General features: G+C 71.0%; 19 protein-coding genes, 1 pseudogene and 1 riboswitch. Of the genes and pseudogenes, 10 read left to right on the forward strand and 10 right to left on the reverse strand.

The window, feature by feature from the left end; translation table 11 throughout:
• The first annotated feature begins 9 nt into the window (after positions 1–9).
• Positions 10–1,464: a DNA polymerase IV gene (locus F0344_RS31465; protein WP_185302000.1), complete on the forward strand. Its 1,455-nt coding sequence runs from the start codon at positions 10–12 to the stop codon at positions 1,462–1,464.
• Here F0344_RS31465 and F0344_RS31470 read toward each other — a convergent pair.
• Positions 1,389–1,757 (reverse strand): PRC-barrel domain-containing protein, encoded by a 369-nt coding sequence (locus F0344_RS31470; RefSeq protein ID WP_185302001.1) that lies wholly within the window; start codon positions 1,755–1,757, stop codon positions 1,389–1,391. The two genes, F0344_RS31465 and F0344_RS31470, sit on opposite strands and share 76 nt — an antisense overlap.
• Positions 1,758–1,890: 133 nt before the next feature.
• Positions 1,891–1,988, forward strand: a riboswitch (glycine riboswitch).
• A gap of 192 nt (positions 1,989–2,180) precedes the next feature.
• Between F0344_RS31470 and gcvP the strand changes: the two genes are divergently transcribed.
• On the forward strand, positions 2,181–5,066 hold the full coding sequence (gene gcvP / locus F0344_RS31475) for an aminomethyl-transferring glycine dehydrogenase (RefSeq protein ID WP_185302002.1): 2,886 nt from the start codon (positions 2,181–2,183) through the stop codon (positions 5,064–5,066).
• Between the two features lie 87 nt (positions 5,067–5,153).
• Here the strand turns inward: gcvP and F0344_RS31480 are convergent, their stop codons facing one another.
• Together F0344_RS31480 and F0344_RS31485 are read right to left on the reverse strand one after the other, a co-directional pair.
• On the reverse strand, positions 5,154–5,360 hold the full coding sequence (locus tag F0344_RS31480) for a DUF5999 family protein (protein WP_185302003.1): 207 nt from the start codon (positions 5,358–5,360) through the stop codon (positions 5,154–5,156).
• A gap of 302 nt (positions 5,361–5,662) precedes the next feature.
• The gene (locus tag F0344_RS31485) at positions 5,663–6,250 is read right to left on the reverse strand and encodes a hypothetical protein (protein ID WP_185302004.1); all 588 of its coding nucleotides are present in this window, start codon (positions 6,248–6,250) and stop codon (positions 5,663–5,665) included.
• A gap of 486 nt (positions 6,251–6,736) precedes the next feature.
• Between F0344_RS31485 and F0344_RS31490 the strand changes: the two genes are divergently transcribed.
• On the forward strand, positions 6,737–8,242 hold the full coding sequence (locus F0344_RS31490) for a glutamate-cysteine ligase family protein (protein ID WP_185302005.1): 1,506 nt from the start codon (positions 6,737–6,739) through the stop codon (positions 8,240–8,242).
• Positions 8,243–8,306: 64 nt separating this feature from the next.
• On the opposite strand, the gene F0344_RS31495 is transcribed toward F0344_RS31490, so the two are convergent.
• Complete coding sequence (locus F0344_RS31495; RefSeq protein ID WP_185302006.1) at positions 8,307–10,094, reverse strand: substrate-binding and VWA domain-containing protein; 1,788 nt, start codon at positions 10,092–10,094, stop codon at positions 8,307–8,309.
• Between the two features lie 184 nt (positions 10,095–10,278).
• Between F0344_RS31495 and F0344_RS31500 the strand changes: the two genes are divergently transcribed.
• Complete coding sequence (locus F0344_RS31500) at positions 10,279–11,058, forward strand: CPBP family intramembrane glutamic endopeptidase (RefSeq protein ID WP_185302007.1); 780 nt, start codon at positions 10,279–10,281, stop codon at positions 11,056–11,058.
• A gap of 64 nt (positions 11,059–11,122) precedes the next feature.
• Here the strand turns inward: F0344_RS31500 and F0344_RS31505 are convergent, their stop codons facing one another.
• Positions 11,123–11,944, reverse strand: coding sequence for a PhzF family phenazine biosynthesis protein (locus F0344_RS31505; protein ID WP_185302008.1), 822 nt, complete (start codon positions 11,942–11,944; stop codon positions 11,123–11,125).
• A 93-nt stretch (positions 11,945–12,037) separates the two neighbouring features.
• Between F0344_RS31505 and F0344_RS37075 the strand changes: the two are divergent.
• A pseudogene (locus F0344_RS37075) lies at positions 12,038–12,145 on the forward strand (PadR family transcriptional regulator); the annotation flags it as partial.
• Between the two features lie 82 nt (positions 12,146–12,227).
• Here F0344_RS37075 and F0344_RS31515 read toward each other — a convergent pair.
• Together F0344_RS31515 and F0344_RS31520 are read right to left on the reverse strand one after the other, a co-directional pair.
• Entirely contained in the window at positions 12,228–12,659 is a 432-nt protein-coding gene (locus tag F0344_RS31515; protein WP_185302009.1) for a type II toxin-antitoxin system Rv0910 family toxin, read from the reverse strand.
• A gap of 79 nt (positions 12,660–12,738) precedes the next feature.
• Complete coding sequence (locus tag F0344_RS31520; protein ID WP_185302010.1) at positions 12,739–12,933, reverse strand: hypothetical protein; 195 nt, start codon at positions 12,931–12,933, stop codon at positions 12,739–12,741.
• A gap of 245 nt (positions 12,934–13,178) precedes the next feature.
• On the opposite strand from F0344_RS31520, the gene F0344_RS31525 reads away from it, so the two are divergent.
• The 3 genes from F0344_RS31525 (at position 13,179) to F0344_RS31535 (ending at position 16,012) form a co-directional block, all read left to right on the forward strand.
• Positions 13,179–13,721: a Clp protease N-terminal domain-containing protein gene (locus F0344_RS31525; protein ID WP_185302011.1), complete on the forward strand. Its 543-nt coding sequence runs from the start codon at positions 13,179–13,181 to the stop codon at positions 13,719–13,721.
• A 49-nt stretch (positions 13,722–13,770) separates the two neighbouring features.
• On the forward strand, positions 13,771–14,802 hold the full coding sequence (locus F0344_RS31530; protein ID WP_185302012.1) for an EamA family transporter: 1,032 nt from the start codon (positions 13,771–13,773) through the stop codon (positions 14,800–14,802).
• 172 nt (positions 14,803–14,974) lie between these two features.
• Positions 14,975–16,012: a DMT family transporter gene (locus F0344_RS31535; RefSeq protein WP_374940174.1), complete on the forward strand. Its 1,038-nt coding sequence runs from the start codon at positions 14,975–14,977 to the stop codon at positions 16,010–16,012.
• Here the strand turns inward: F0344_RS31535 and F0344_RS31540 are convergent.
• Positions 15,978–16,688, reverse strand: coding sequence for a pyridoxamine 5'-phosphate oxidase family protein (locus tag F0344_RS31540; protein ID WP_185302014.1), 711 nt, complete (start codon positions 16,686–16,688; stop codon positions 15,978–15,980). The two genes, F0344_RS31535 and F0344_RS31540, sit on opposite strands and share 35 nt — an antisense overlap.
• A gap of 35 nt (positions 16,689–16,723) precedes the next feature.
• Here F0344_RS31540 and F0344_RS31545 point away from each other — a divergent pair, with 35 nt between their 5' ends.
• Positions 16,724–18,055, forward strand: a complete 1,332-nt coding sequence (locus F0344_RS31545) for an aminotransferase class I/II-fold pyridoxal phosphate-dependent enzyme (protein WP_219732158.1) — start codon at positions 16,724–16,726, stop codon at positions 18,053–18,055.
• Here F0344_RS31545 and F0344_RS31550 read toward each other — a convergent pair.
• Positions 18,042–19,097, reverse strand: a complete 1,056-nt coding sequence (locus F0344_RS31550; RefSeq protein WP_185302972.1) for a DMT family transporter — start codon at positions 19,095–19,097, stop codon at positions 18,042–18,044. The genes F0344_RS31545 and F0344_RS31550 overlap by 14 nt on opposite strands.
• A gap of 74 nt (positions 19,098–19,171) precedes the next feature.
• On the opposite strand from F0344_RS31550, the gene F0344_RS31555 reads away from it, so the two are divergent.
• A complete protein-coding gene (locus tag F0344_RS31555; RefSeq protein ID WP_185302016.1) occupies positions 19,172–20,080 on the forward strand; it encodes a LysR family transcriptional regulator in 909 nt (302 codons plus the stop codon).
• 33 nt (positions 20,081–20,113) lie between these two features.
• Here the strand turns inward: F0344_RS31555 and F0344_RS31560 are convergent, their stop codons facing one another.
• The gene (locus tag F0344_RS31560) at positions 20,114–20,584 is read right to left on the reverse strand and encodes a pyridoxamine 5'-phosphate oxidase family protein (protein ID WP_185302017.1); all 471 of its coding nucleotides are present in this window, start codon (positions 20,582–20,584) and stop codon (positions 20,114–20,116) included.
• Positions 20,585–20,646: the final 62 nt, after the last annotated feature.

The following is a 20,646-nucleotide window of genomic DNA, read 5'->3' on the forward strand; positions in this document are numbered from 1 at the left end:
TCGACTGATGTGAGAGCCGCGCCCACCATCCTGCATCTGGACATGGATGCCTTCTACGCCTCCGCGGAGCAGGCGGCGAAGCCCAGCCTGCGCGGCAAGCCCGTGGTGGTCGGCGGGCTCGGGCCTCGCGGGGTCGTGGCCACCGCCTCGTACGAGGCGCGGCGCTTCGGGATCCACTCGGCGATGCCGATGGCCCAGGCGCGCAGGCTCGCACCCAACGCCGCCTACCTCGTGCCGCGCTTCACCCTGTACCGGACGGTGAGCGACCAGGTGATGGGGCTCCTGGGGCAGCTGTCGCCCCTCGTGGAGCCGCTCAGCCTGGACGAGGCGTTCGTCGACCTGGAGGCAGGCGGGGTCGCCGACGACGCGGCCTCGGCCCGCGAGATCGGCGAGCGGCTGCGTACGGCGATCAGAGCCGTCACCGGACTCACCGGTTCCGTCGGCCTCGCGGGGTCCAAGATGATCGCCAAGATCGCCTCGGAGGAGGCCAAGCCGGACGGCCTGGTCCTGATCGAGCCCGGGACGGAACGCGAGCTTCTGGCGCCCATGTCCGTGCGCATCCTGCCCGGTGTGGGGCCGGCGACCGGGGACCACCTGCGGCGGGCCGGGATGACCACCGTCCGCGACCTCGCCGATGCCGGTGAGGCCGAGCTCGTACGGCTGCTGGGCAAGGCGCACGGCTCCTCGCTGCACCTGATGGCTCTCGGGTACGACGACCGGCCCGTGGTGGCGGAGCGCGACGCCAAGTCCGTGTCGGTCGAGGACACCTTCGATGTGGACCTGCACGACCGCGTGCGCGTCAGGAGCGAGGTGGAACGGCTGGCGGACCGCTGTGTGCGGCGGCTGCGCGCCGCGGAACGGTCGGGGAGGACCGTCGTGCTGAAGGTCCGGCGCTACGATTTCTCGACGCTCACCCGCTCCGAGACGCTGCGCGGCCCCACGGACGATCCCACCGTCATCAGGGAGGCCGCCGCGCGGCTGCTGGAGGCCGTTGACACCACCGGGGGCGTGCGGCTGCTCGGTGTGGGCGTCACAGGGCTGGCGGACTACACCCAGGAAGACCTGTTCGCCCAGGCCGCCGACGCGCTCAGCGCCGCCATGGACGCCGAGGTGACCGAAGAGGCAGGTGCGGAGCAGGGGCCCGCGGAAGGGGCCGAGGAGGCCGCAGAGGAGACGCCTGAGCAGCTCGCCGAACGGCGCTGGCCCTCGGGACACGACGTACGGCACGAGACACACGGCCACGGATGGGTCCAGGGCAGCGGCGTGGGCCGGGTGACGGTGCGCTTCGAGGAGCCGGGCGACCCCCCGGGCCGGGTGCGCACCTTCCGCATCGACGACCCGGAGCTTCAGCCCGCCGAGCCGCTGCCGCTCGTGAAGGACCCCGCCGACTACTCCTCCTGGCCCGCCAACCGGCCGAAGTCGCGGTCCGGGGACGGCTCCTCGGGGGGCGAGTCCAGACCGTAGTGGCGGTAGAGCTGCAGCTCCTGCTCCGGTGAGAGATGCCGGCCGACGCCGAAGTCCGGCGCGTCCTTGATCAACGCGCGGTCGAAGGGGACGCGCAGGGAGTCCTCGACGAACTCGCTCGGCTCCAGCGGCACGAAGGCGTCCCGGCTGAAGAGCCCGGTACGGACGGCCGCCCACTCGGGAACCCCGGTCGCGTCGTCGAGATAGACCTCATCCACCGTTCCGATCTTGGCGCCCTTGCGGTCGAATGCCTTGCGGCCGATCAGGCTGCGCGGATCGATGTCGGTCTGCACGGTGCCTCCCGCTGGTCGCGACAACTGAGGGTGGTCCCCCCATTACTCCACAAGCACTACGAAAGTGCAGCTCGAGGGCATCGGCCACTCGAGACAGCCGACGTGTGCCCGCTGGTACGCTGGCAGTGGCTGCTGACCCCGTGCGGGAGAGTCCTCCGGTGAAGAATCCGGAGGCGCCGAAGGAGCAAATCCTCCCCGGAATCTCTCAGGCCCCCGTACCGCACGGCTGAGGTCACTCTGGAAAGCAGGACGGGACCCGTTCGGGCACATGCCGGCGCGGGACTCTTCCTCACCGACGGTGAAAGCCGGTCCGCCCCTGGCGGCCGGTGAAGCTCTCAGGTCGAGATGACAGAGGGGGAGGCCGTTCGGGCAGCCACGCCGTGGTGCCCCTCGCAGGTCGTAACAGACCAGGAGGCCTCCATCATGACCCCCCGTCGCACTCCGCTTTCCCAGCTGGAGCAGGGCATTCCCTTCGAGCAGCGCCACATCGGGCCGGATGGTGAGGCCCAGGCGAAGATGCTCGCCCAGGTCGGCTACGGCTCCCTCGACGAGCTCACCGCCGCCGCGGTGCCCGACGTGATCAGGAGTACCGAGGCGCTGCGGCTCCCCGCCGCCCGCACCGAGGCCGAGGTACTGGCCGAACTGCGCTCCCTCGCCGACCGCAACCAGGTGCTCGCCCCGATGATCGGGCTCGGCTACTACGGCACCTTCACCCCGCCGGTGATCCTCCGGAACGTCATGGAGAACCCGGCCTGGTACACGGCGTACACCCCGTACCAGCCGGAGATCTCCCAGGGCCGTCTCGAGGCGCTCCTCAACTTCCAGACCATGGTCGCCGAGCTGACCGGGCTGCCGACCTCGGGCGCGTCCCTGCTCGACGAGGGCACCGCCGCCGCCGAGGCCCTGGCGCTGGCGCGGCGCGTCGGCAAGGTCAAGAGCGGTGTCTTCCTCGTCGACGCGGACACCCTGCCGCAGACGATCGCGGTCATGGAGACCCGCGCGGAGCCGACCGGTGTCGAGGTCGTCGTGGCCGACCTCGCCGCGGGCATCCCGGCGGACGTGGCCGAGCGGGGCGTCTTCGGCGTGCTGCTCCAGTACCCGGGCGCCTCCGGGGCCGTCCGCGACCTCAAGCCCGTCATCGAGCAGGCGCACGAGCTCGGTGCGATCGTCACCGTCGCCGCCGACCTGCTGGCGCTGACCCTGCTCACCTCGCCCGGCGAGCTCGGGGCGGACATCGCGGTCGGCACCACGCAGCGCTTCGGTGTGCCGATGGGCTTCGGCGGACCGCACGCCGGTTTCATGGCCGTACGCGAGAAGTTCGCCCGCTCCCTGCCCGGCCGTCTGGTCGGGGTCTCCGTGGACGCGGACGGCAACAAGGCGTACCGCCTGGCCCTCCAGACCCGCGAGCAGCACATCCGCCGCGAGAAGGCCACCAGCAACATCTGTACCGCTCAGGTGCTCCTCGCGGTGATGGCCGGCATGTACGCCGTCTACCACGGCCCCGACGGGCTGCGGACGATCGCGCTGCGCACACACCGTTACGCCACGATCCTCGCCGAGGGCCTGCGCGCCGCCGGTGCCGATGTGGTGCACGGCTCCTACTTCGACACGATCACCGTGCGGGTCCCCGGCAAGGCCGCGGAGATCGTCGCGGACGCCCGTGAGCGCGGAGTGAACCTGCGGCTCGTCGACGGCGACCTCGTCTCGCTCGCCTGCGACGAGACCACGACCCGTACGCAGATCGCCGCTGTCTGGGCCGCCTTCGGCGCCGACGGCGACATCGAGGCGCTGGACGCGGCCGCCGCCGACACGCTGCCCGAGGGCCTGCTGCGGACCGACTCGATCCTGACGCACCCCGTGTTCCACCAGCACCGTTCCGAGACGGCGATGCTGCGCTACCTGCGCAAGCTGGCCGACCGCGACTACGCGCTGGACCGCGGCATGATCCCGCTCGGCTCCTGCACCATGAAGCTGAACGCGACCACGGAGATGGAGTCGATCACCTGGCCCGAGTTCGGCGCGCTGCACCCGTTCGCGCCGGCCGAGCAGGCCCAGGGCTTCCTGACCCTGATCCGCGAGCTGGAGGAGCGCCTCGCCGAGGTCACGGGCTACGACGCCGTCTCCATCCAGCCGAACGCCGGCTCGCAGGGCGAGTTCGCCGGTCTGCTGGCCGTCCGCGCCTACCACCGCGCCAACGGCGACGAGCAGCGCACGGTCTGCCTGATCCCCTCGTCGGCGCACGGCACCAATGCCGCGAGCGCCGTGATGGCGGGCATGAAGGTCGTCGTGGTGAAGACCGCCGACGACGGCGAGGTCGATGTCGAGGACCTGCGCGCGAAGATCGAGAAGCACCGCGACGAGCTCGCCGTGCTCATGATCACCTACCCCTCCACCCACGGCGTCTTCGAGGAGCACGTCGCGGACATCTGCGGCGAGGTCCACGACGCGGGCGGTCAGGTGTACGTCGACGGCGCCAACCTCAACGCGCTGGTCGGTCTGGCCAAGCCCGGCAAGTTCGGCGGCGACGTCTCGCACCTGAACCTGCACAAGACGTTCTGCATCCCGCACGGCGGCGGCGGTCCGGGCGTCGGCCCGGTCGGTGTGCGCGCCCACCTCGCGCCGTACCTGCCGAACCACCCGCTCCAGCCAGCCGCGGGTCCGGAGACCGGGGTCGGCCCGATCTCGGCCGCTCCCTGGGGCTCCGCGGGCATCCTCCCCATCTCCTGGGCGTATGTGCGCCTGATGGGCGGAGAAGGCCTCAAGCGGGCCACGCAGGTGGCTGTGCTCGCCGCCAACTACATCGCCAAGCGCCTGGAGCCGCACTACCCGATCCTGTACAACGGCCCGGCCGGTCTGGTCGCGCACGAGTGCATCGTCGATCTTCGGCCGATCTCCAAGGCGACCGGCGTCAGCATCGACGACGTGGCCAAGCGCCTGATCGACTACGGCTTCCACTCGCCGACCATGTCGTTCCCGGTGGCCGGCACGCTCATGATCGAGCCGACCGAGAGCGAGAACCTCGCGGAGCTCGACCGCTTCTGCGACACGATGATCGCCATTCGCGGCGAGATCGAGAAGGTCGCGTCCGGTGAGTGGAGCGCGGACGACAGCCCGCTGGGCAACGCCCCGCACACCGCTGCGGCGCTCGGTGGCGAGTGGGAGCACGCCTACAGCCGTGAGGAGGCCGTCTTCCCGGCCGGTGTCTCCGCAGCCGACAAGTACTGGCCGCCGGTGCGCCGGATCGACGGTGCCTTCGGCGACCGCAACCTCGTCTGCTCCTGCCCGCCGCTGGACGAGTACGACCACTGAGACATGTGAGCGGTAGGACGTGACGCGGACACGCGTCGGGGCCGGTGCGGAGACTTCTCCGGCCGGCCCCAGTTCGTACGGCCGCTGTCAGGCGGCTTTCATGATCCGGCCGGTCTCCAGCGGCCGGTGCGGTGCGATGATCTGCCCGTCCGGCAGCAGCTCGCCGGTGTCCTCGAAGAGGAGGACGCCGTTGCACAGGAGGCTCCAGCCCTGCTCCGGGTGGTGTGCCGTGAGGCGCGCGGCCTCCCGGTCGGCGGAGTCGGCGGACGGGCAGGGTGGCTGGTGCTGGCACATGGCTGGGTTCTTTCGCTGCGTTGAGTTGAGTGTCGTGCGGCTTGACGGTGTGTTCATGGCCGCCCCCGTATCAGTCGGTCCGGTCCCAGTGTTGCCCCACGGGCGTCAATCCGCAGGGATTTCGCGGCAGCTCTTGTACTCCTCTCATGACGCATCACCCGGCCGGGCGGTTCGCCGTAACTCCACTGTCTCTTCGGGTGGTTCGGGGTGGCCCGTACGGACTAGGCCGGACGGGCAGGAGTGCGCCCCCGCCGCGGCGCCCCGGGAGCCGGGGCGGTACGACGGGGGCGTGGTGGAGCGGGTCAGGCCGGGGAGCCGAGCAGGGGGCCGGGAGGAATGCGCAGTGTCATCACGGGCAACAGGTCGGCGACCGCGTGCGGGCGGTGGGCGGCGATGCCCGGGGGCGCGGGCGCCAGGGGGACGAGTACGTCGGTCGGGGCGAGTGTGCCGCCCGCGGGGTCGGCTTCGGTGTCGCCGTGCAGCCACAGCGTGAGCATGTAGAGACCGGGGATGGACAGAAGGCGCGGCTGGTAGGCCGCCGGCGCCGCTTCGGCCTGGCGTACGGCCAGCTCGGTCGAGGCGATGTAAGGGCCCTCGAAGAAGTGCGAGAAGGCCCAGCCGTCGGCGGTCAGCATGGTTTCCGCGGCGGCGACGGCCTGGTCCCCGCTGCGGATCATGAAACGCCAGCCGGTGAGGCGGGTGCGGGGTGCGGGCTCGTTCGGGGTAATCCGGTTCAGTACGTGGACGGGCAGCGGCAGTTCGGGGCTCAGCGGTCCCTGGACGGACCGGAGAGCGGGCGTGCGGGCCTCACGGACTGCGGTAGGAGAACCGAGTGCTGTGAGAACGCTGCGCAATGCGGGCGCGGGAGCCTGGGGTACATGCAGCGGCATGGTGGGTCGCCTCTCACTTCGGAGACACGGTGATGCGTGGGCGGGTTGCAGACAACGCTGTCGGCGTGCCGGGGCCAGAGGACGGCCGGAAAACGGGGCCTGTGCGTCAACTCTCTGCCTCGTTCGCGGAGTTTATACGACACGCGTTCACGCGGTGTTTCCGCTAGCTGTTTCCCATAGGGTCCGCAAGGCGGTATCAGGACTGCGGAATGCGGACTTTATGGCGATTCGGCCTGGCCCCGACTTCCTCCGCCTGGGGTTTACCCGATACGGCGGTAGGCTGAAACTCGTCGGCACTTTCACCGCGCGTCCGGCTGCGGAATGTGCACCTGTCGCATGCCTGCGGAATGTGCCCCCGGCTTCCGTCACCAGACTATCGGGTACCTGGGGGCGATGGGGGCGTTATCGATCACTTCCTCTGGGCATTATCGACCCTGATACGAACGGCCTGAGCCGCGGGCCGGTCAACCGAGGAGGGACGCTGCGATGGGCGAGAAGATCGTGGCGGGCGCGTTCGACCTGTCGGATCGGCGGGCGTACCGCGAAAAGCTCAACCAATGCCTGGAGGGGCTGGGGAGGCTGCTGGCCGACCGGAGGTTCGAGCGTCCCCGGAATCTCATGGGCCTGGAGATAGAGCTGAATCTCGCAGGCGCGGACGGTATGCCGCGGATGATGAATGGTGAGGTGCTCCAGCGCATCGCGAGCAAGGATTTCCAGACCGAACTGGGGATGTTCAATCTCGAAGTAAACATCGTCCCGCACCGGCTGAGCGGACGCGTATTCGACCAGCTCGCCGAGGAGCTGAGAACTGGTCTCGCCTATGCCCACCGCAAGGCCGTCGAGGTCGACGCCGGGATCATGATGATCGGAATCCTGCCGACCCTTGGACCGGACGACGTGGTCTCGGCGAACCTTTCGCAGGTGGACCGCTACACGCTGCTCAACGACCAAATGGCGGCTGCGCGCGGCGAGGATTTCGCCCTCGATATCGAGGGAGTCGAGCGACTCGAGTTCACCTCCCCGTCCATCGCTCCCGAGTCGGCCTGCACTTCGGTCCAGCTGCATCTCCAGGTGACACCGGAGCGTTTCGCAGACGTCTGGAACGCCGCGCAGGCCATCGCCTCCGTCCAGGTCGCGCTCGGGGCCAACGCACCCTTCCTCTTCGGCAAGGAACTGTGGCGGGAGTCCCGCCCACCCCTGTTCCAGCAGTCCACCGACGTCCGCCCGCCGGAGTTCCACAATCAGGGGGTGCGGCCGAGGACGTGGTTCGGAGAACGCTGGATCAGCTCCGCGTACGAGCTCTTCGAGGAGAACCTGCGCTACTTCCCGCCGCTGCTGCCCATCCGCGACGACGAGGAGCCGCTCCGCGTGCTCGACGAGGGCGGAGTGCCGCAGCTGGCGGAGCTCGTCCTGCACAACGGGACCGTCTACCGCTGGAACCGGCCGGTGTACGGCCTGGCGGGCGGTGTTCCCCATCTGCGCGTCGAGAACCGGGTCCTGCCGGCAGGACCCACCGTGACCGACGTCATCGCCAATGCCGCCTTCTACTACGGTCTCGTGCGCGCGCTCGCGGAGGAACCGCGCCCGGTATGGAACAGGCTGCCGTTCGCCGCGGCAGCCGAGAACTTCGACACCGCCTGCCGCCACGGCATCGACGCGGAACTGCTCTGGCCGCGGCCCGGCCGCTCGGGCGGGGTCACCAAGGTGCCCGCGGTCACGCTCGTACGCGACGAACTGCTGCCGCTGGCCGCTGCCGGGCTCGACGCCTGGAACATCGAACCCGCGGACCGCGACCTCTACCTCGGCGTCATCGAGGAGCGCTGCAAACGGCGGGCGAACGGCGCCTCCTGGCAGGTCGACACCTATCACCGGGCCCTGGACGCCGGACTCGGACGGGACGCGGCACTGGCCGCGACCACCCGCCGTTACGGCGAGCTGATGCAGGCGGGTGAGCCCGTGCACACCTGGCCGGTGGGCTTCCCGGCACCCTGAGCCACGGAAACGTCCGAGCCCGTGGCGGGCCGAGCCCGGGGAGCCGAGCATGGCCCGCCAAGGGCTACTCGGCCGCCGCTTGGCCGCCCTGTCCTGCCGTCATGATCGCCTGGAGGATCACGGCCTGGATCTCGGCCGGGTCGCTCACCTGATAGCCGCCGCCCCCGGTCACCTCGGCCATGGCGGCGACCTCCTCGCGATCGGCGTCGGGACCGACGGCGATCGCGATGATCGGAACGGGACGCTCCGGGTCCGCGAGCTCTTCGAGGCGGGCGATCAGCCCACTGCGGGAGATGCTGCGCGGGTCCTGGTTCGAGCCGTCCGTCAGGATCACCAGGGCGTTGAACTTGCCCTTCACATACGTCGCAAGCGACTCCTCGTACGCGGCCAGCGTCGTGTCGTACAGGCCCGTCGCGCCGTTCGGTACGGGCTGGAGCGCGGCGAAAGCCGCGGCGAGCTCCTCCCGGTGGGAGCCACCGTTCTTCGCCGGGTCACCCAGCCGTCGCGTCGGCATCAGTTCGCGGTAGTCCTTGGCGCCGTCGAGCGTGGTCGCGAACTCCCAGAGGCCGATCTCGTCATTGGGTGTGAACTGGGTGAGCGCCTGGATCAGGGACGCCTTCGTGACGTCCATCCGTGACTGCCCCCGGCCGGGCACGAGGGTGGCCATCGAACCGGACGCGTCGACGACCGTGGTGAGCCGCGCACTCTGGACCGTGATCGTCCACATGCCGAGCGTCTCCTGGAGCGCCGCCGGTGACGGAGGCGCGGCGGCCGAGGCGTCGTACGGCTGGGGCTTCCTGCCGCCGGCCGATGCGATGACCGACGTACCGGCGGTGCCGTCGGCGGTACGGAACCCCCGCTGCGCCAGGACGCGCCGGGAGTCCTCGTTCCTGAGCAGGGTCATGAACCTCAGGGCCGCCCGGCTCTCGGTGGTGGTCAGTTCCGGTTCGTTGATCAGGGCGTACGGATAGTTGAGCAGCGGAGTGCCGTCCTTCGGGTAGAAGAGGTCGAGCTTCCCGCTGCCGGCCGAGTCCGCGTTGTGCGCGAAGGCGGCCTGCTCCGAGAGCAGAACGGCGTGGTTGCGTCTGGGATTGCCCGCCTCGGCTCCCGAGCTGTCCAGTGCCAGCGTTTCCAGTACGTGGGCGTCACCGTCCGACATCCGCTGGGCCAGCACCTTGGCGGCCTCGGCGACGCGCGTGTCACTGTCGCCGCCCTGCCTGTCGGACGACGCTCCGATGCTCGCCAGCGCCAACAGGCCGGTTGCGCTGCGCGAAGGGTCCGCCGCGCCGAGGCGTACCTCGTCCGACCGCATGACAGTGGCGACCAACTCGGCCCAGGAATACGTCTTCCCGGGCCAGCCGAGCGTCCTGGACGCGGACGGCACCGTGGCGAGGGCGACGGGGGAGGAGGCCACGGAGTCTCCGGGGGCGACGGGTACGCCGTCACCGTTCCCCTTGGCACGGTCCAGCCAGAGGTCCGAGTCCGGCAGCCAGACCTCGTAGTCAGGGTCCTTGTCCCCTCTGGCCAGGGAGTCCGCGACCTTGTAGGAGTCGCGGGCCACCACCTCGACGTACAGGCAGTGGCCATCCGACTTCACCTCGTTCTCGCGTGCCTGGTCGGCGACGGCACGTGCGGCGGGGGCGATGTCGGGGGAAGCGGCCATCGTCAGCCGTACCGCCGAGTCGTCGCAGGGCTCGGAGAAGGTCAGCAGGCCGCTCTGTGCGGCGGCCGCCGTTCCCGCCGCCACGGCGAGCACGAGCATCGTGGCGATGGCGACGGTGCGGCGGCGCCGGGGAGGGGCGTCCCCGGAGTCCTGCGCCGCGTATGCGTCGGGCAAGCTGTGACGTCCCATGTCGGTGGTGCCCCTCCTTGAGGATGAACAAGGAAAAGGGGGACCACACCATCACCAATGGTGGTCGTCCCCCGTCAGGTCCAGCATGATCTTCGTACCTGCATTCGAGACCCTAGCGGGGCGGCGAGCGGGATGGGACGTGAATGCACAACTACAGGCAGATGTACAGGTGGAGGCGGGGCGTGTGGCTGATTTGTACCCCCAGGAGGGCGTGCCGCGACGGATCTTGCGGTCCGAGACGGTGCTTGTCCTGGCGCTCTCGCTCGGTGCCAGCGGAGTGTCCGCCCTCATCAGTTTTGTCGGATCGCTGACGAAACCGGGGGGACTGAAGGATCAGGCGGCCACGCTGAACGGTTCGTACGCACCGGGGCGGCCATGGCTGGATCTCGCCTGGCAACTGTTCGGCATCACCACAGCACTGGTGCCCGTCGCCCTCGTGGCGCACCTGCTGATCAGGGAGGGGGCGAATCTGCGGACGATCGGCTTCGACCGGACCAGGCCCGGGTTCGACCTCGGCCGCGGCACCCTGATCGCCGCGGGCATCGGCAGTGCCGGGCTCGCGTTCTATCTGGTGGCACGGGCCACCGGATTCAATCTGACGGTGGTGCCGGAGTCACTGCCGGACGTGTGGTGGAAGATTCCCGTGCTGATTCTCTCCGCGCTCCAGAACTCCGTACTGGAGGAGGTGATCGTCGTCGGCTATCTGCTGCGCAGGCTGGGGCAGTTGGGCTGGACGCCGATGGCGGCCCTGGTGGCGAGTTCCGTGCTGCGCGGCTCCTACCACCTGTATCAGGGCATCGGCGGCTTCATCGGGAACATGGTGATGGGTGTCGTCTTCGCACTGCTGTACCAGCGCTGGGGACGGGTGGGGCCGCTGGTCGTCGCCCACGCGCTGCTCGATATCGGCGCGTTCGTGGGGTACGCGCTGCTCGCCGGGAAAGTGGGCTGGCTGCCCACGCCGTGAGCGGCCGGCCGGCGAAGGGCGTGCGGGGTCCTCGTGCGGGGTCCTCGTACGCCCCTTCCGGATGTCAGGGCGCGGTGAGCAGTTCGCCGTCGATGACGGTGACGGCGGCGCCGGTCAGCAGGGTGCGGTCGCCGCGCAGGGAGGTGCGGACGAGGCCGCTCCGGGCCGAGCACTGCAGACCGGTGAGTTCGTCCCGGCCCAGCCTTGCCGACCAGAACGGGGCGAGGGCGGTGTGCGCGCTGCCGGTCACCGGGTCCTCGTCGATGCCGACCCGGGGGAAGAAGCCGCGCGAGACGAAGTCGTAGTCACCCGCGGGCTCTTCGGCGGCCGCGGTCACGATGACCCCGCGCCGTGAGCAGGCGGCGAGTCCGGGGAGGTCCGGCGCCAGCGCGCGTACGGCCGCCTCGTCCGCGAGCTCGACCAGCAGATCGCCGATGTGCGCCCCGGTGTCGAGGACGGTGACGGGCTCGGCGCCCAGAACCTCCGCCAACCGGGCGGGGGCGGTGGCGGGCGTCAGCGGGGCCGTCGGGAAGTCGAGGGTCAGGGTGCCGTCCCGGTGAGCCGTGGCCGTGAGGATTCCGCAGCGAGCCGCGAAGCGCACCTCTCCGCTCGCCATGCCGGTGGTGTGCAGGACGTGCGCCGTGGCGAGGGTGGCGTGCCCGCACATGTCCACCTCGGTGAGCGGGGTGAACCAGCGCAGCGCCCAGTCGGCCGTTCCGCCCGGCGGCAGCGGGTGGGCGAAAGCCGTCTCGGCGAGGTTGACCTCGGCGGCGACCTGCTGGAGCCAGGTGTCGTCCGGGAATCCGGCGGAGTCCAGGAGCAGGACCCCGGCGGGGTTCCCTGCGAAGGGACGGTCGGTGAACGCGTCGACGATACGAATCCTCATGCGGCGACCGTAGGCCCGGCGGAAAGCCCCCCGCCAAGGCCAATCCCCGTCAACTGGACCGGAGGGCGGTCATGCCGGGCGGTGCCGATGAGGTACGGCCAGGTCTGGAAGACCGGTTCCGCCGAGCAGCGGGCGAAGGCGCTCACCGTCGTCAACGATGCCCGGAAGGAGCTGTATCTGATTCTCGCCGACGAAGACTGACCCCGTCGTGTGCGAGCGGACGGTGAGGGGCCCCGGCCGCCGCCGGGCTCTTCCGGTGTGCGGGGCGATCGCGTGGCGGTTCTCACGCGGTGACGAGGCCGCCCAGCTTGCGCAGCGATTCGTGCAGGGCGGAGGTGGCCGAGTCCTTCAGCTTGCCCGCCATCAGGGAGACCGCGGCGCCGGTGAACTCCCCGTCGATCCGCACGGTGGTGGCGTCCCCGTCGGGGGTCAGCGCGTACCGCATGGTCAGGTTGACGCCCATCGGGCCCTTGCCGGTGGTGGTCAGCAGCCGTCCCGCCTCCAGCTCGGAGACCGTCCAGGTCACCTCGGCCGGAAAGCCCATCAGCTTCATGTTCTCCTCGTAGGTGGCTTCGAGCTCCAGGGACTCCGGCCCGCCCTTGGGGAAGCCGGTGTGGGTGGAGTTCCACTCGCCGTACGCCGAGAAGTCCGTCAGCTGCGCCCAGACCTTTTCGGCCGGTGCTCCGATGCGTGCCTCCGCGCTGACTTCGGCCATGCGACCACCCCTTGCTCGTCGGGTTACGGTGTCGCGGAACGTAGTGGCAGTGTCGGAAACATTCAATACTGATGACCCGTCAGATCTGTTGGGTCTGGCGGCTCGGCCAGATCACGGCGGAGTCGAACCAGTCCGAAGTGCGCGGATGCGGGCCCTCGTCATGGCAGTGGAAGGCCGCCCAGAAGAGATCGGCGGTCAGTGCGTCGTCCGGGGCGTAGGCGCGGTAGGCGTACTGCTGTCCGTCGACCGCCAGCAGGGCGACCATCCAGAACATGTCCTCCGCCCCCTCCGGCGTCGTCTTCGTGCTGTGGCCTGAGGGACGTACGCGGCGTGGCTGCCGGTTGCTCCCGGAGCGCGAAGCAAGGCGGCGCGCGCCGTTTCTCCCGATCGGCACCGTGCGGCCGTCGGATCTCATCCGGAAGGATGAGGAACTGTGCTGGTGTGCCCAACTTGGGTGGGATGACTGAATGGGCCGCTCCGGGGATGTGTTCAGGTCAGGGGACTGATGGGGTGAGAGGTGTGCAAAACCGGACGCCGCGGATCCCCGAACAGCCCGCACCGACCCGTGCCGAGCTCGACGCCACCCTCACTGTGGAACTGACCTCGGTCCTGACCGGTGCCCGCAGACGGGCCCTGCGTGACGGAGACCGTCAGATCGACACCGCCCACCTGCTGCACTCGCTCATCGAGTCGGACCCCGAGGTCCGGACGGCCTTCGCGGGCGGTCCGCAGCTCGCGAAGGTGCTCGGCTATCTCGTGCAGCGCAGCATCGGCTACGGGCTCCGCTGGCAGGGGGCGGTCGAGGATTCGGGCACGGTCCCGCTGGTGCGCGAGCCCGGGGCGGACGGCTGGTCGCCCTCGGCCGTGGCTGCCATGGAGGGGGCGAGGCAACGTGCCGAGCGGCGTGGAGAAATGCGTGCCGGCGGTCTGGATCTGCTTGCCGCACTCGCCGCGGACCCGGAATGCCGGGCGGTGGAAGTGCTCGATCGGGCCGGTGTGGAGGCCGCGTGGCTCGCGGGCCGTACGGCTGACCGCACAACGGAGACGTCCGGGCCGGCCTGACAGTCGTGACAGGGGTGACGGTGCTGATCGCACCTGTCATGATGTGCCGATGTACGCGTCTCAGGGGAGAAGCGCCGGCCTGGGACCAGCCCTGGCCTCGGCGTTCGCATTCGGTGGTTCGGGAGTGGCGGCCAAGCCGCTGATCGAGGCGGGGCTCGACCCCCTGCACGTGGTGTGGCTCCGGGTGGCGGGTGCCGCGCTCGTCATGCTGCCGGTGGCCTGGCGCCACCGGAATCTGGTCCGTGAGAGGCCCGCGCTGCTGGCCGGCTTCGGACTGTTCGCCGTCGCGGGGGTTCAGGCGTGCTACTTCGCCGCCATCTCCCGTATCCCGGTCGGGGTCGCTCTGCTCGTCGAGTATCTGGCACCGGCGCTCGTGCTCGGCTGGGTCCGGTTCGTGCAACGCCGACCGGTCACCCGGGCCGCGGCTGTCGGTGTGGTCCTCGCGGTCGGCGGACTCGCCTGCGTCGTCGAGATCTGGGCGGGACTGAGCTTCGACGCCATCGGGCTGCTGCTCGCCCTGGGCGCCGCCTGCTGCCAGGTCGGCTACTTCGTCCTCTCCGACCAGGGCGGCCAGGACAGTGTGGGCAGCCCCGGGAAGCACACCGAACCACCGCACCCGGTCGGCGTGATCGCGTACGGACTGCTCATCGGAGCCGCGGTCCTCACCGTGTTCGCCCGGCCCTGGGGCATGGACTGGTCGATCCTCGGCGGCAGCGCGGACATGAACGGGAACGGGGTCCCCGCCTGGCTGCTGCTCGGCTGGATCGTGCTGGTCGCGACCGTCCTCGCCTACGTCACCGGCGTCATCTCGGTGCGGCTGCTCTCCCCGCAGGTGGCGGGCGTGGTCGCCTGCCTGGAGGCGGTCATCGCGACCGTCCTCGCCTGGGTGCTGCTCGGCGAGTACCTGTCGGCGCCCCAGCTCATCGGCGGCGGCGTGGTGCTGATCGGCGCGTTCATCGCGCAGTCCTCCGCGCCGAAGCCGCCGTCCGGACCGGTGGCCTCCGGCACCGGTGGCGTCGGCGCCGAGCCGGCTGCCGGGGAGCCCGAGGGGGAGTTGTCCGCCCGCCCGGCCTCGCCGTAGTGTGACGGCCGTGCGTCTCACTGTGCTTCCGCCGCCCGCCGTCTAGCGCGGGCGGCACCTCCAGACGAAAACCGGGCTCGGGCAGTCCCCGAGCGGTCCGTCGCTGCCCGCGTGCGGAGCCGAGCGACCCCCATGCCCTTTTTCTGTTGTGGAGAAGCACGTGTCCCTACCCATGTCCGGCCTGCCCGTCGGCCGGAGCATCCTCTATCTGATCATCGCCGGAGTCGCCTGGGGGACCGCGGGGGCCGCGGCCTCCCTGATCTTCCGGGCCAGTGATCTCGGCCCGCTCGCCCTGTCGTTCTGGCGCTGCGTCGGCGGTCTCGTCCTGCTGGCCGGAGCGCTCGCGCTGAGGCCGGGGCGGCGGGCGTCGGCACCCGCCGAGTCCCGTCGCCGCCGGCTGCTGCGGATCCTGGGCACCGGCATCGGGCTCACGATGTTCCAGAGTGCGTACTTCGCGGCCGTGGAGATGACCGGTCTCGCCGTCGGGACCGTGGTCACGCTCGGCGCCGGGCCCGTCCTCATCGCCGTGGGCGCGTGGCTGACCATGGGGGAACGGCTCGGCCGCGGCGGAGTGGCGGCCGGGGCGGGTGCGCTCACCGGTCTCCTCGTCCTGGTGCTCGGCGGCGAACGGGCCGAGGTCGAGCCGCTGGGGATCGCCCTCGCCCTGCTCTCCGCCTCGGGCTACGCGGCCATCACGCTGCTCACCCGGTGGCTGGGGCGCGACGGCCGGGGCGGCGACGCACTCGCGACCAGCGCCTGGGCCTTCGGGATCGGCGCCGTGGGGCTGCTGCCCCTGGCGGCCGCGGAGGGGCTCGTGCCGCACACCGCCGACACCGCCCATGTGGTGTGGCTGCTGGTGTACGTGGCCGCCGTGCCGACGGCGCTCGCCTATGCGCTGTACTTCGCGGGAGCGGCGACCGTGCGGTCCGCGACCGTCTCCGTGATCATGCTTCTGGAACCGGTGAGCGCGGCTGTGATCGCTGTGACCCTGCTGCATGAACAGCTCACGGCCGCCACCGTCGTGGGCACGCTGCTGCTGCTCGTCGCGGTGGCGGGCCTGGCCGTCGCCGAAGCGCGTGGAGCGGCTGTCGCGCGCCGGGACGCCGTGCTCGTCCGACGTGTCTCCGGCCGGGGGGCCGGCTCCCGGGTGGCGGCACCGGCGGGGCGGCGCACGGTCAGAGAGAGGCCAGATACTCCGGCACGGCGATAGCCGGGTCGAGGTCGTCGGCGGGTACCGGGGCCGCGTGTCCGCGGGTGAGCGGGACGACGCCGGCCCAGTGCGGGAGCGAGACGTCCTCGGGGTCGTCGTTCGGACCGCCGGTGCGGACCTTGGCGGAGACCTCGTCGAGGTCCAGGCGGATCACCGCGGTGGCGGCGAGTTCCTTCGCGTCCGCGGGCCGTGAGTCCTGGGAGCGGCCGGGAACGACCTGGTCGACGATGGCGTCGAGCGCGACCCGGCGCTCTTCCGGGTCGGTGACGGTACGGGCGGTGCCGTGGACGACCACCGAGCGGTAGTTCATCGAGTGGTGGAAGGCGGAGCGGGCCAGTACCAGAGCGTCGACATGGGTGACCGTGAGACAGACCGCGAGGCCGGGGTCCGTCCGGTCCGCGGCGAGCAGGGGCCGTGAGCCCGTCGAGCCGTGCACATAGAGCCGTTCGCCCACCCGCCCGAACAGAGTCGGCAGGACGACCGGTGCTCCGTCCCGTACGAAGCCGAGGTGGCAGAGGTAGGCCGCGTCCAGCACCGAATGGACCAGCTCGCGATCGTAGGTGACGCGTTCACGGCCCCTGCTCGGGACCGTCCTGTCCGTCTGCGGGTACGGGACGGTGGTGCTCGGGCCCGTGCTGTCGGGCGTGAGGGTGTCCGGCGCGGCGGTGTCCGACATTGCGTACTCCATTGCACTAGTGCATAATGATGTTTGTGCTAGGAGACTATCCGATCAGTGGGCGGCGTGCGTCCGACATCGCCGCGAGTGTGGAGCGGGCGGTCGGGTCGGGCGACCTCGCGCCCGGCCAGGTGCTGCCTCCCATGCGGGAGTTGGCGGCCCGTCTGGAGGTCAATCCCAATACCGTCGCGGCCGCCTACCGAACGCTGCGCGAGCGCGGGGTGATCGAGACCGCGGGGCGCCGGGGGAGCCGCGTCCGGCCACGTCCGGCGAGTACCGCACGCGGCTCGCTCCGCGTCGAAGTGCCGCCAGGCGTGAGGGACTTGGGGGAGGGGAATCCCGATCCGGATCTGCTGCCCGATCTCGGCGATGCGCTCGCCTCGGCCGCGCGCGCGAACGCGGCCCGGCCGGGCATGTACGGGGACGCGCCCGTGCTCCCTGAGCTGGCGGCGATGGCCCGGGCGGCGATGGACGCCGACGGGGTGTCCCCGGGTGCCGTGATCGCGACGTCGGGATCGCTGGACGCGATCGAGCGGGTCCTGTCGGCGCATCTCAAGCCGGGGGACGCCGTCGCCGTCGAGGATCCCGGCTGGGGCAGCGTCCTCGATCTCGTGCCGGCGCTGGGCCTGCACGCCGTGCCCGTCGGAGTGGATGACGAAGGGCCGCGGACCGCCGATGTCGAACAGGCGTTGCGGGGCGGGGCGCGGGCGCTGGTCATCACCGACCGGGCGCAGAATCCCACGGGCGCCGCGGTGAGCGCGGCCCGGGCCCGCGAACTGCGCGCGGTGCTCGCCGAGCACCCCGGCGTCCTCCTGATCGAGGACGACCACGGGCACGCGATCGTCGACCTTCCGCTGCATCCGCTCACGGGGATCACCGACCGCTGGGCGTTCGTGCGGTCCGTCGCCAAGGCGTACGGGCCCGATCTGCGGCTCGCCGTACTGACCGGGGACGCGGTCACGGTCGACCGGGTGGCGGGGCGGCAGCAGCTGGGGCCCTGCTGGGTCAGCAGGCTGCTGCAACAGGCCGTGGTGCACCTGTGGGCGTCGGGCACGGTCGACTCGGCCGGGGTCGCCCGGTCCTACGGCGAGCGGCGGGACGCGCTCGTCCGGGCGCTGGCCGACCGCGGCGTCCCGGCGCACGGCCGGAGCGGGATGAACGTATGGGTACCCGTCAGTGACGAGACGGGCGCAGTGACCCGGCTGCTGCGTGCCGGCTGGGCGGTCGCGCCCGGTGCGCGCTTCCGCGTGTCCGCCCCCCAGGGAGTCCGGCTCACCGTGTCGGGGCTGACCGCCGCCGACATCGGTCCGCTGGCCGACGCGGTCGCGGCGGCGGCCGGGCCGGCCCGGCCGATCAGTTTCGGCTGAACCGCCGCCCCCCGGCGCCGCGCCGCTCCTCCCGCTTCCGTCGCGGCCTCCGGGGCCGCGACGCGGAGGGCGGGCGGGCGTGGCTCTGGGTGAGGGCGGCCCCGGCGAGGACGATCAGCGCGCCGACCGGGGTGTTCCAGTTCAGCTGCTCGCCGAGCAGGGCCACTCCGGCGGCGGTGGCGATGACCGGGATGAAGTACGTGACCATCTGTGCGGTCGTCGGCCCGATCTCCTGCACCAACTCGTACTGGAGCAGCATGGCAAAGCCCGTTCCGATCGCTCCCAGGGCCAGCACCGAGAGCGTCGGAAGCAGCGGGAATCCGTCGGGTGCCGAAGTGAAGAAGGGTGTCACCAGGGCGAGTTGGGTGGTCCCGACGAGGAGCTGGCTGCCGGTCAGGGACAGGGCGGACGCATCGCTGCCCGTCAGGGTCCGGCGTACGTAGATCCAGCCGATCGGGTAGCAGAGGGAGGCGAGCAGCGCCATGGCCGTACCGGCGAAGTCCAGTCCGGAGAAGCCCTGCCAGGCGCCGAGCACGGTCAGCACCCCGAGGAAGCCGAGTCCAAGTCCGGCGACGCGGCGGCGGGTCGGCCGGTCCTCGGAGAGCGCGACGAGGGAGAGCGCCATGCCCCACAGCGGCGAGGTGGCGTTGCAGATGCCCGCCAGCGTCGACGGGATGGTCAGCTCCGCGTATGCGAACAGCGAGAACGGAAGCGCGTTGAGGAGCAGGGCGGCGACGAACAGATGGCCCCAGGTCTTCGCCGAGCGCGGCAGCCGCTCACGTCGCAGCAGCATGGCGACGGCAAGCACCGCCGCCCCCGAGAACAGTCGGCCGAACGAGACCTGGAGCGGGGCGTACCCGTCGGTGCCCACCTTGATGAGCAGGAAGCTGAAGCCCCAGATGAGCGCGAGTGCCGCGAAGCGGATACGCCAGTCCACCGACCGGCGGCCGGGGGTCCCGGCCGTGGGGTGGGCCGACGGGGGCGGGGGGATGACGGGCGACGGGGTCGCGGGAACTGCTCGCGGGGCGGAGGGGGCGCTCATGAGCTCAAGGATGACCAGCAGGACCGCGTAGGACAAGTGAGACTTTCTGGGGGCGTTCGCGTAGCATTTCTTACATGTTGAATCTGGAGAGGCTGCGGACGCTGGACGCCCTCGCGCGGCACGGCTCGGTGAGCGGGGCCGCGGACGGGCTGCACGTCACGACCTCGGCGGTCTCGCAGCAGATGGCCAAGCTGGAACGGGAGGTGGGGCAGCAGCTGCTCGCCAAGAACGGCCGAGGGGTCCGCCTCACCGACGCGGGGCGCCTGCTCGCCGATCACGCGGCCCGGATTCTCTCCCAGGTTGCCCTGGCGCAGTCCGATATCGAGGCACAGCGCGGTCGCGTGGTGGGCGAGGTCCAGGTGTCGGCCTTCCCGACCGCTGCCCGCGGGCTCTTTCCCGCCGCACTCACCTCGCTGCGTGCGGATCACCCCGAACTGAAGGTCCGGACCACGGAGATGGAGGCCGAGGACGGCATCCGGGCGGTGCTCCGCGGCGACAGCGACCTCGCGGTGGTGCTCGACTGGAGCAACAAGCGTCTGCCGGTGCCCGGCGGGCTCGCCAAGGCCGGACTCCTCGACGACGCACCGGATATCGCGATGCCGGCCGGTCATCCGCTCGCGGACCGTACCGAGGTCGATCTGGAGGACTTCGCCCAGGACGAATGGGTGTCCTGGCCCGAGGGCGAATTCTGTTACGAGTGGCTGATGTTCACGCTGCGCTCCAAGGGGATCGAGCCTCGCATCGCACATCTGGCAGGTGAGCACCACACCCAACTCGCCCTGATCGCGGCCGGATTCGGGGTGTGCGTGGCCCCCAGGCTGGGGCGTGGTCCGGTACCGGACGGGGTGCGGCTGGTCCCCGTACGGCAGAGGATGCGCCGCCACATCCACGCGGTGTGGCGCACCGACGCCGACCGGCGGCCTTCGATCAGGGCGGCGGTCGAGGCGCTGCGCGCGGCGGGCCGGACGCTCGACGCGCCCTGACCGCACCCCTCCGGGAACACCTGCGGGCGGGCGCTACGAAGGGCCCGCCAGCTTGCGGAAGTCCCAGGAGGTGACGGCATCCGGTGTGAGGCGGAGCCAGGCGTGCCGCCCGTCGTGCGGCATGTCCTCCATGCCGAAGTACTTCGAAGCGAACAGCCGCTCCGGTAGTGCGAGTTCGGCGCACGGCTCGCCGGTGCGGGGGGCTTCGCCGACCGTGACGGCCGTGCCGGAGAGCTCCACGCCGCGCAGGTCGCCGTACTCCACGCCGTCGTCGACGACGACGGCGATCCTGGGGTCCTGGCGCAGCTGGGACCACCGCAGACTCCGGGTGATGGAGTACAGCCAGAGCGAGGTCCCGTCCCACACGAACCACAGGGCCCCGATGTGCGGGCGGCCGTCCACGGAGACGGTGGCCACCCGGCACGTGCGCTGTTCCACGAGGTAGGCGTCCCGCTCGCCGGTGGTCATCATGATCCGGCGTCCTCGCCGCTGAGTGGCGGTCATGGAGCGTTCCCTCCTGCTGGGCCAGCGAACTGACTGACTGCCAGGAAAGCATGGAGCCTCTT

This window comes from Streptomyces finlayi (assembly GCF_014216315.1).
Classification (GTDB): Bacteria; Actinomycetota; Actinomycetes; order Streptomycetales; family Streptomycetaceae; genus Streptomyces; species Streptomyces finlayi_A.

Excerpts from the sequence above, each read along its gene's own strand:
- gcvP (WP_185302002.1), top strand. The coding sequence starts at position 2,181 with ATGACCCCCCGTCGCACTCCGCTTTCCCAGCTGGAGCAGGGCATTCCC.
- F0344_RS31480 (WP_185302003.1), bottom strand. The coding sequence starts at position 5,360 with ATGTGCCAGCACCAGCCACCCTGCCCGTCCGCCGACTCCGCCGACCGG.
- F0344_RS31485 (WP_185302004.1), bottom strand. The coding sequence starts at position 6,250 with ATGCCGCTGCATGTACCCCAGGCTCCCGCGCCCGCATTGCGCAGCGTT.
- F0344_RS31490 (WP_185302005.1), top strand. The coding sequence starts at position 6,737 with ATGGGCGAGAAGATCGTGGCGGGCGCGTTCGACCTGTCGGATCGGCGG.
- F0344_RS31495 (WP_185302006.1), bottom strand. The coding sequence starts at position 10,094 with ATGGGACGTCACAGCTTGCCCGACGCATACGCGGCGCAGGACTCCGGG.
- F0344_RS31505 (WP_185302008.1), bottom strand. The coding sequence starts at position 11,944 with ATGAGGATTCGTATCGTCGACGCGTTCACCGACCGTCCCTTCGCAGGG.
- F0344_RS31515 (WP_185302009.1), bottom strand. The coding sequence starts at position 12,659 with ATGGCCGAAGTCAGCGCGGAGGCACGCATCGGAGCACCGGCCGAAAAG.
- F0344_RS31520 (WP_185302010.1), bottom strand. The coding sequence starts at position 12,933 with ATGTTCTGGATGGTCGCCCTGCTGGCGGTCGACGGACAGCAGTACGCC.
- F0344_RS31530 (WP_185302012.1), top strand. The coding sequence starts at position 13,771 with ATGTACGCGTCTCAGGGGAGAAGCGCCGGCCTGGGACCAGCCCTGGCC.
- F0344_RS31535 (WP_374940174.1), top strand. The coding sequence starts at position 14,975 with ATGTCCGGCCTGCCCGTCGGCCGGAGCATCCTCTATCTGATCATCGCC.
- F0344_RS31540 (WP_185302014.1), bottom strand. The coding sequence starts at position 16,688 with ATGTCGGACACCGCCGCGCCGGACACCCTCACGCCCGACAGCACGGGC.
- F0344_RS31550 (WP_185302972.1), bottom strand. The coding sequence starts at position 19,097 with ATGAGCGCCCCCTCCGCCCCGCGAGCAGTTCCCGCGACCCCGTCGCCC.
- F0344_RS31555 (WP_185302016.1), top strand. The coding sequence starts at position 19,172 with ATGTTGAATCTGGAGAGGCTGCGGACGCTGGACGCCCTCGCGCGGCAC.
- F0344_RS31560 (WP_185302017.1), bottom strand. The coding sequence starts at position 20,584 with ATGACCGCCACTCAGCGGCGAGGACGCCGGATCATGATGACCACCGGC.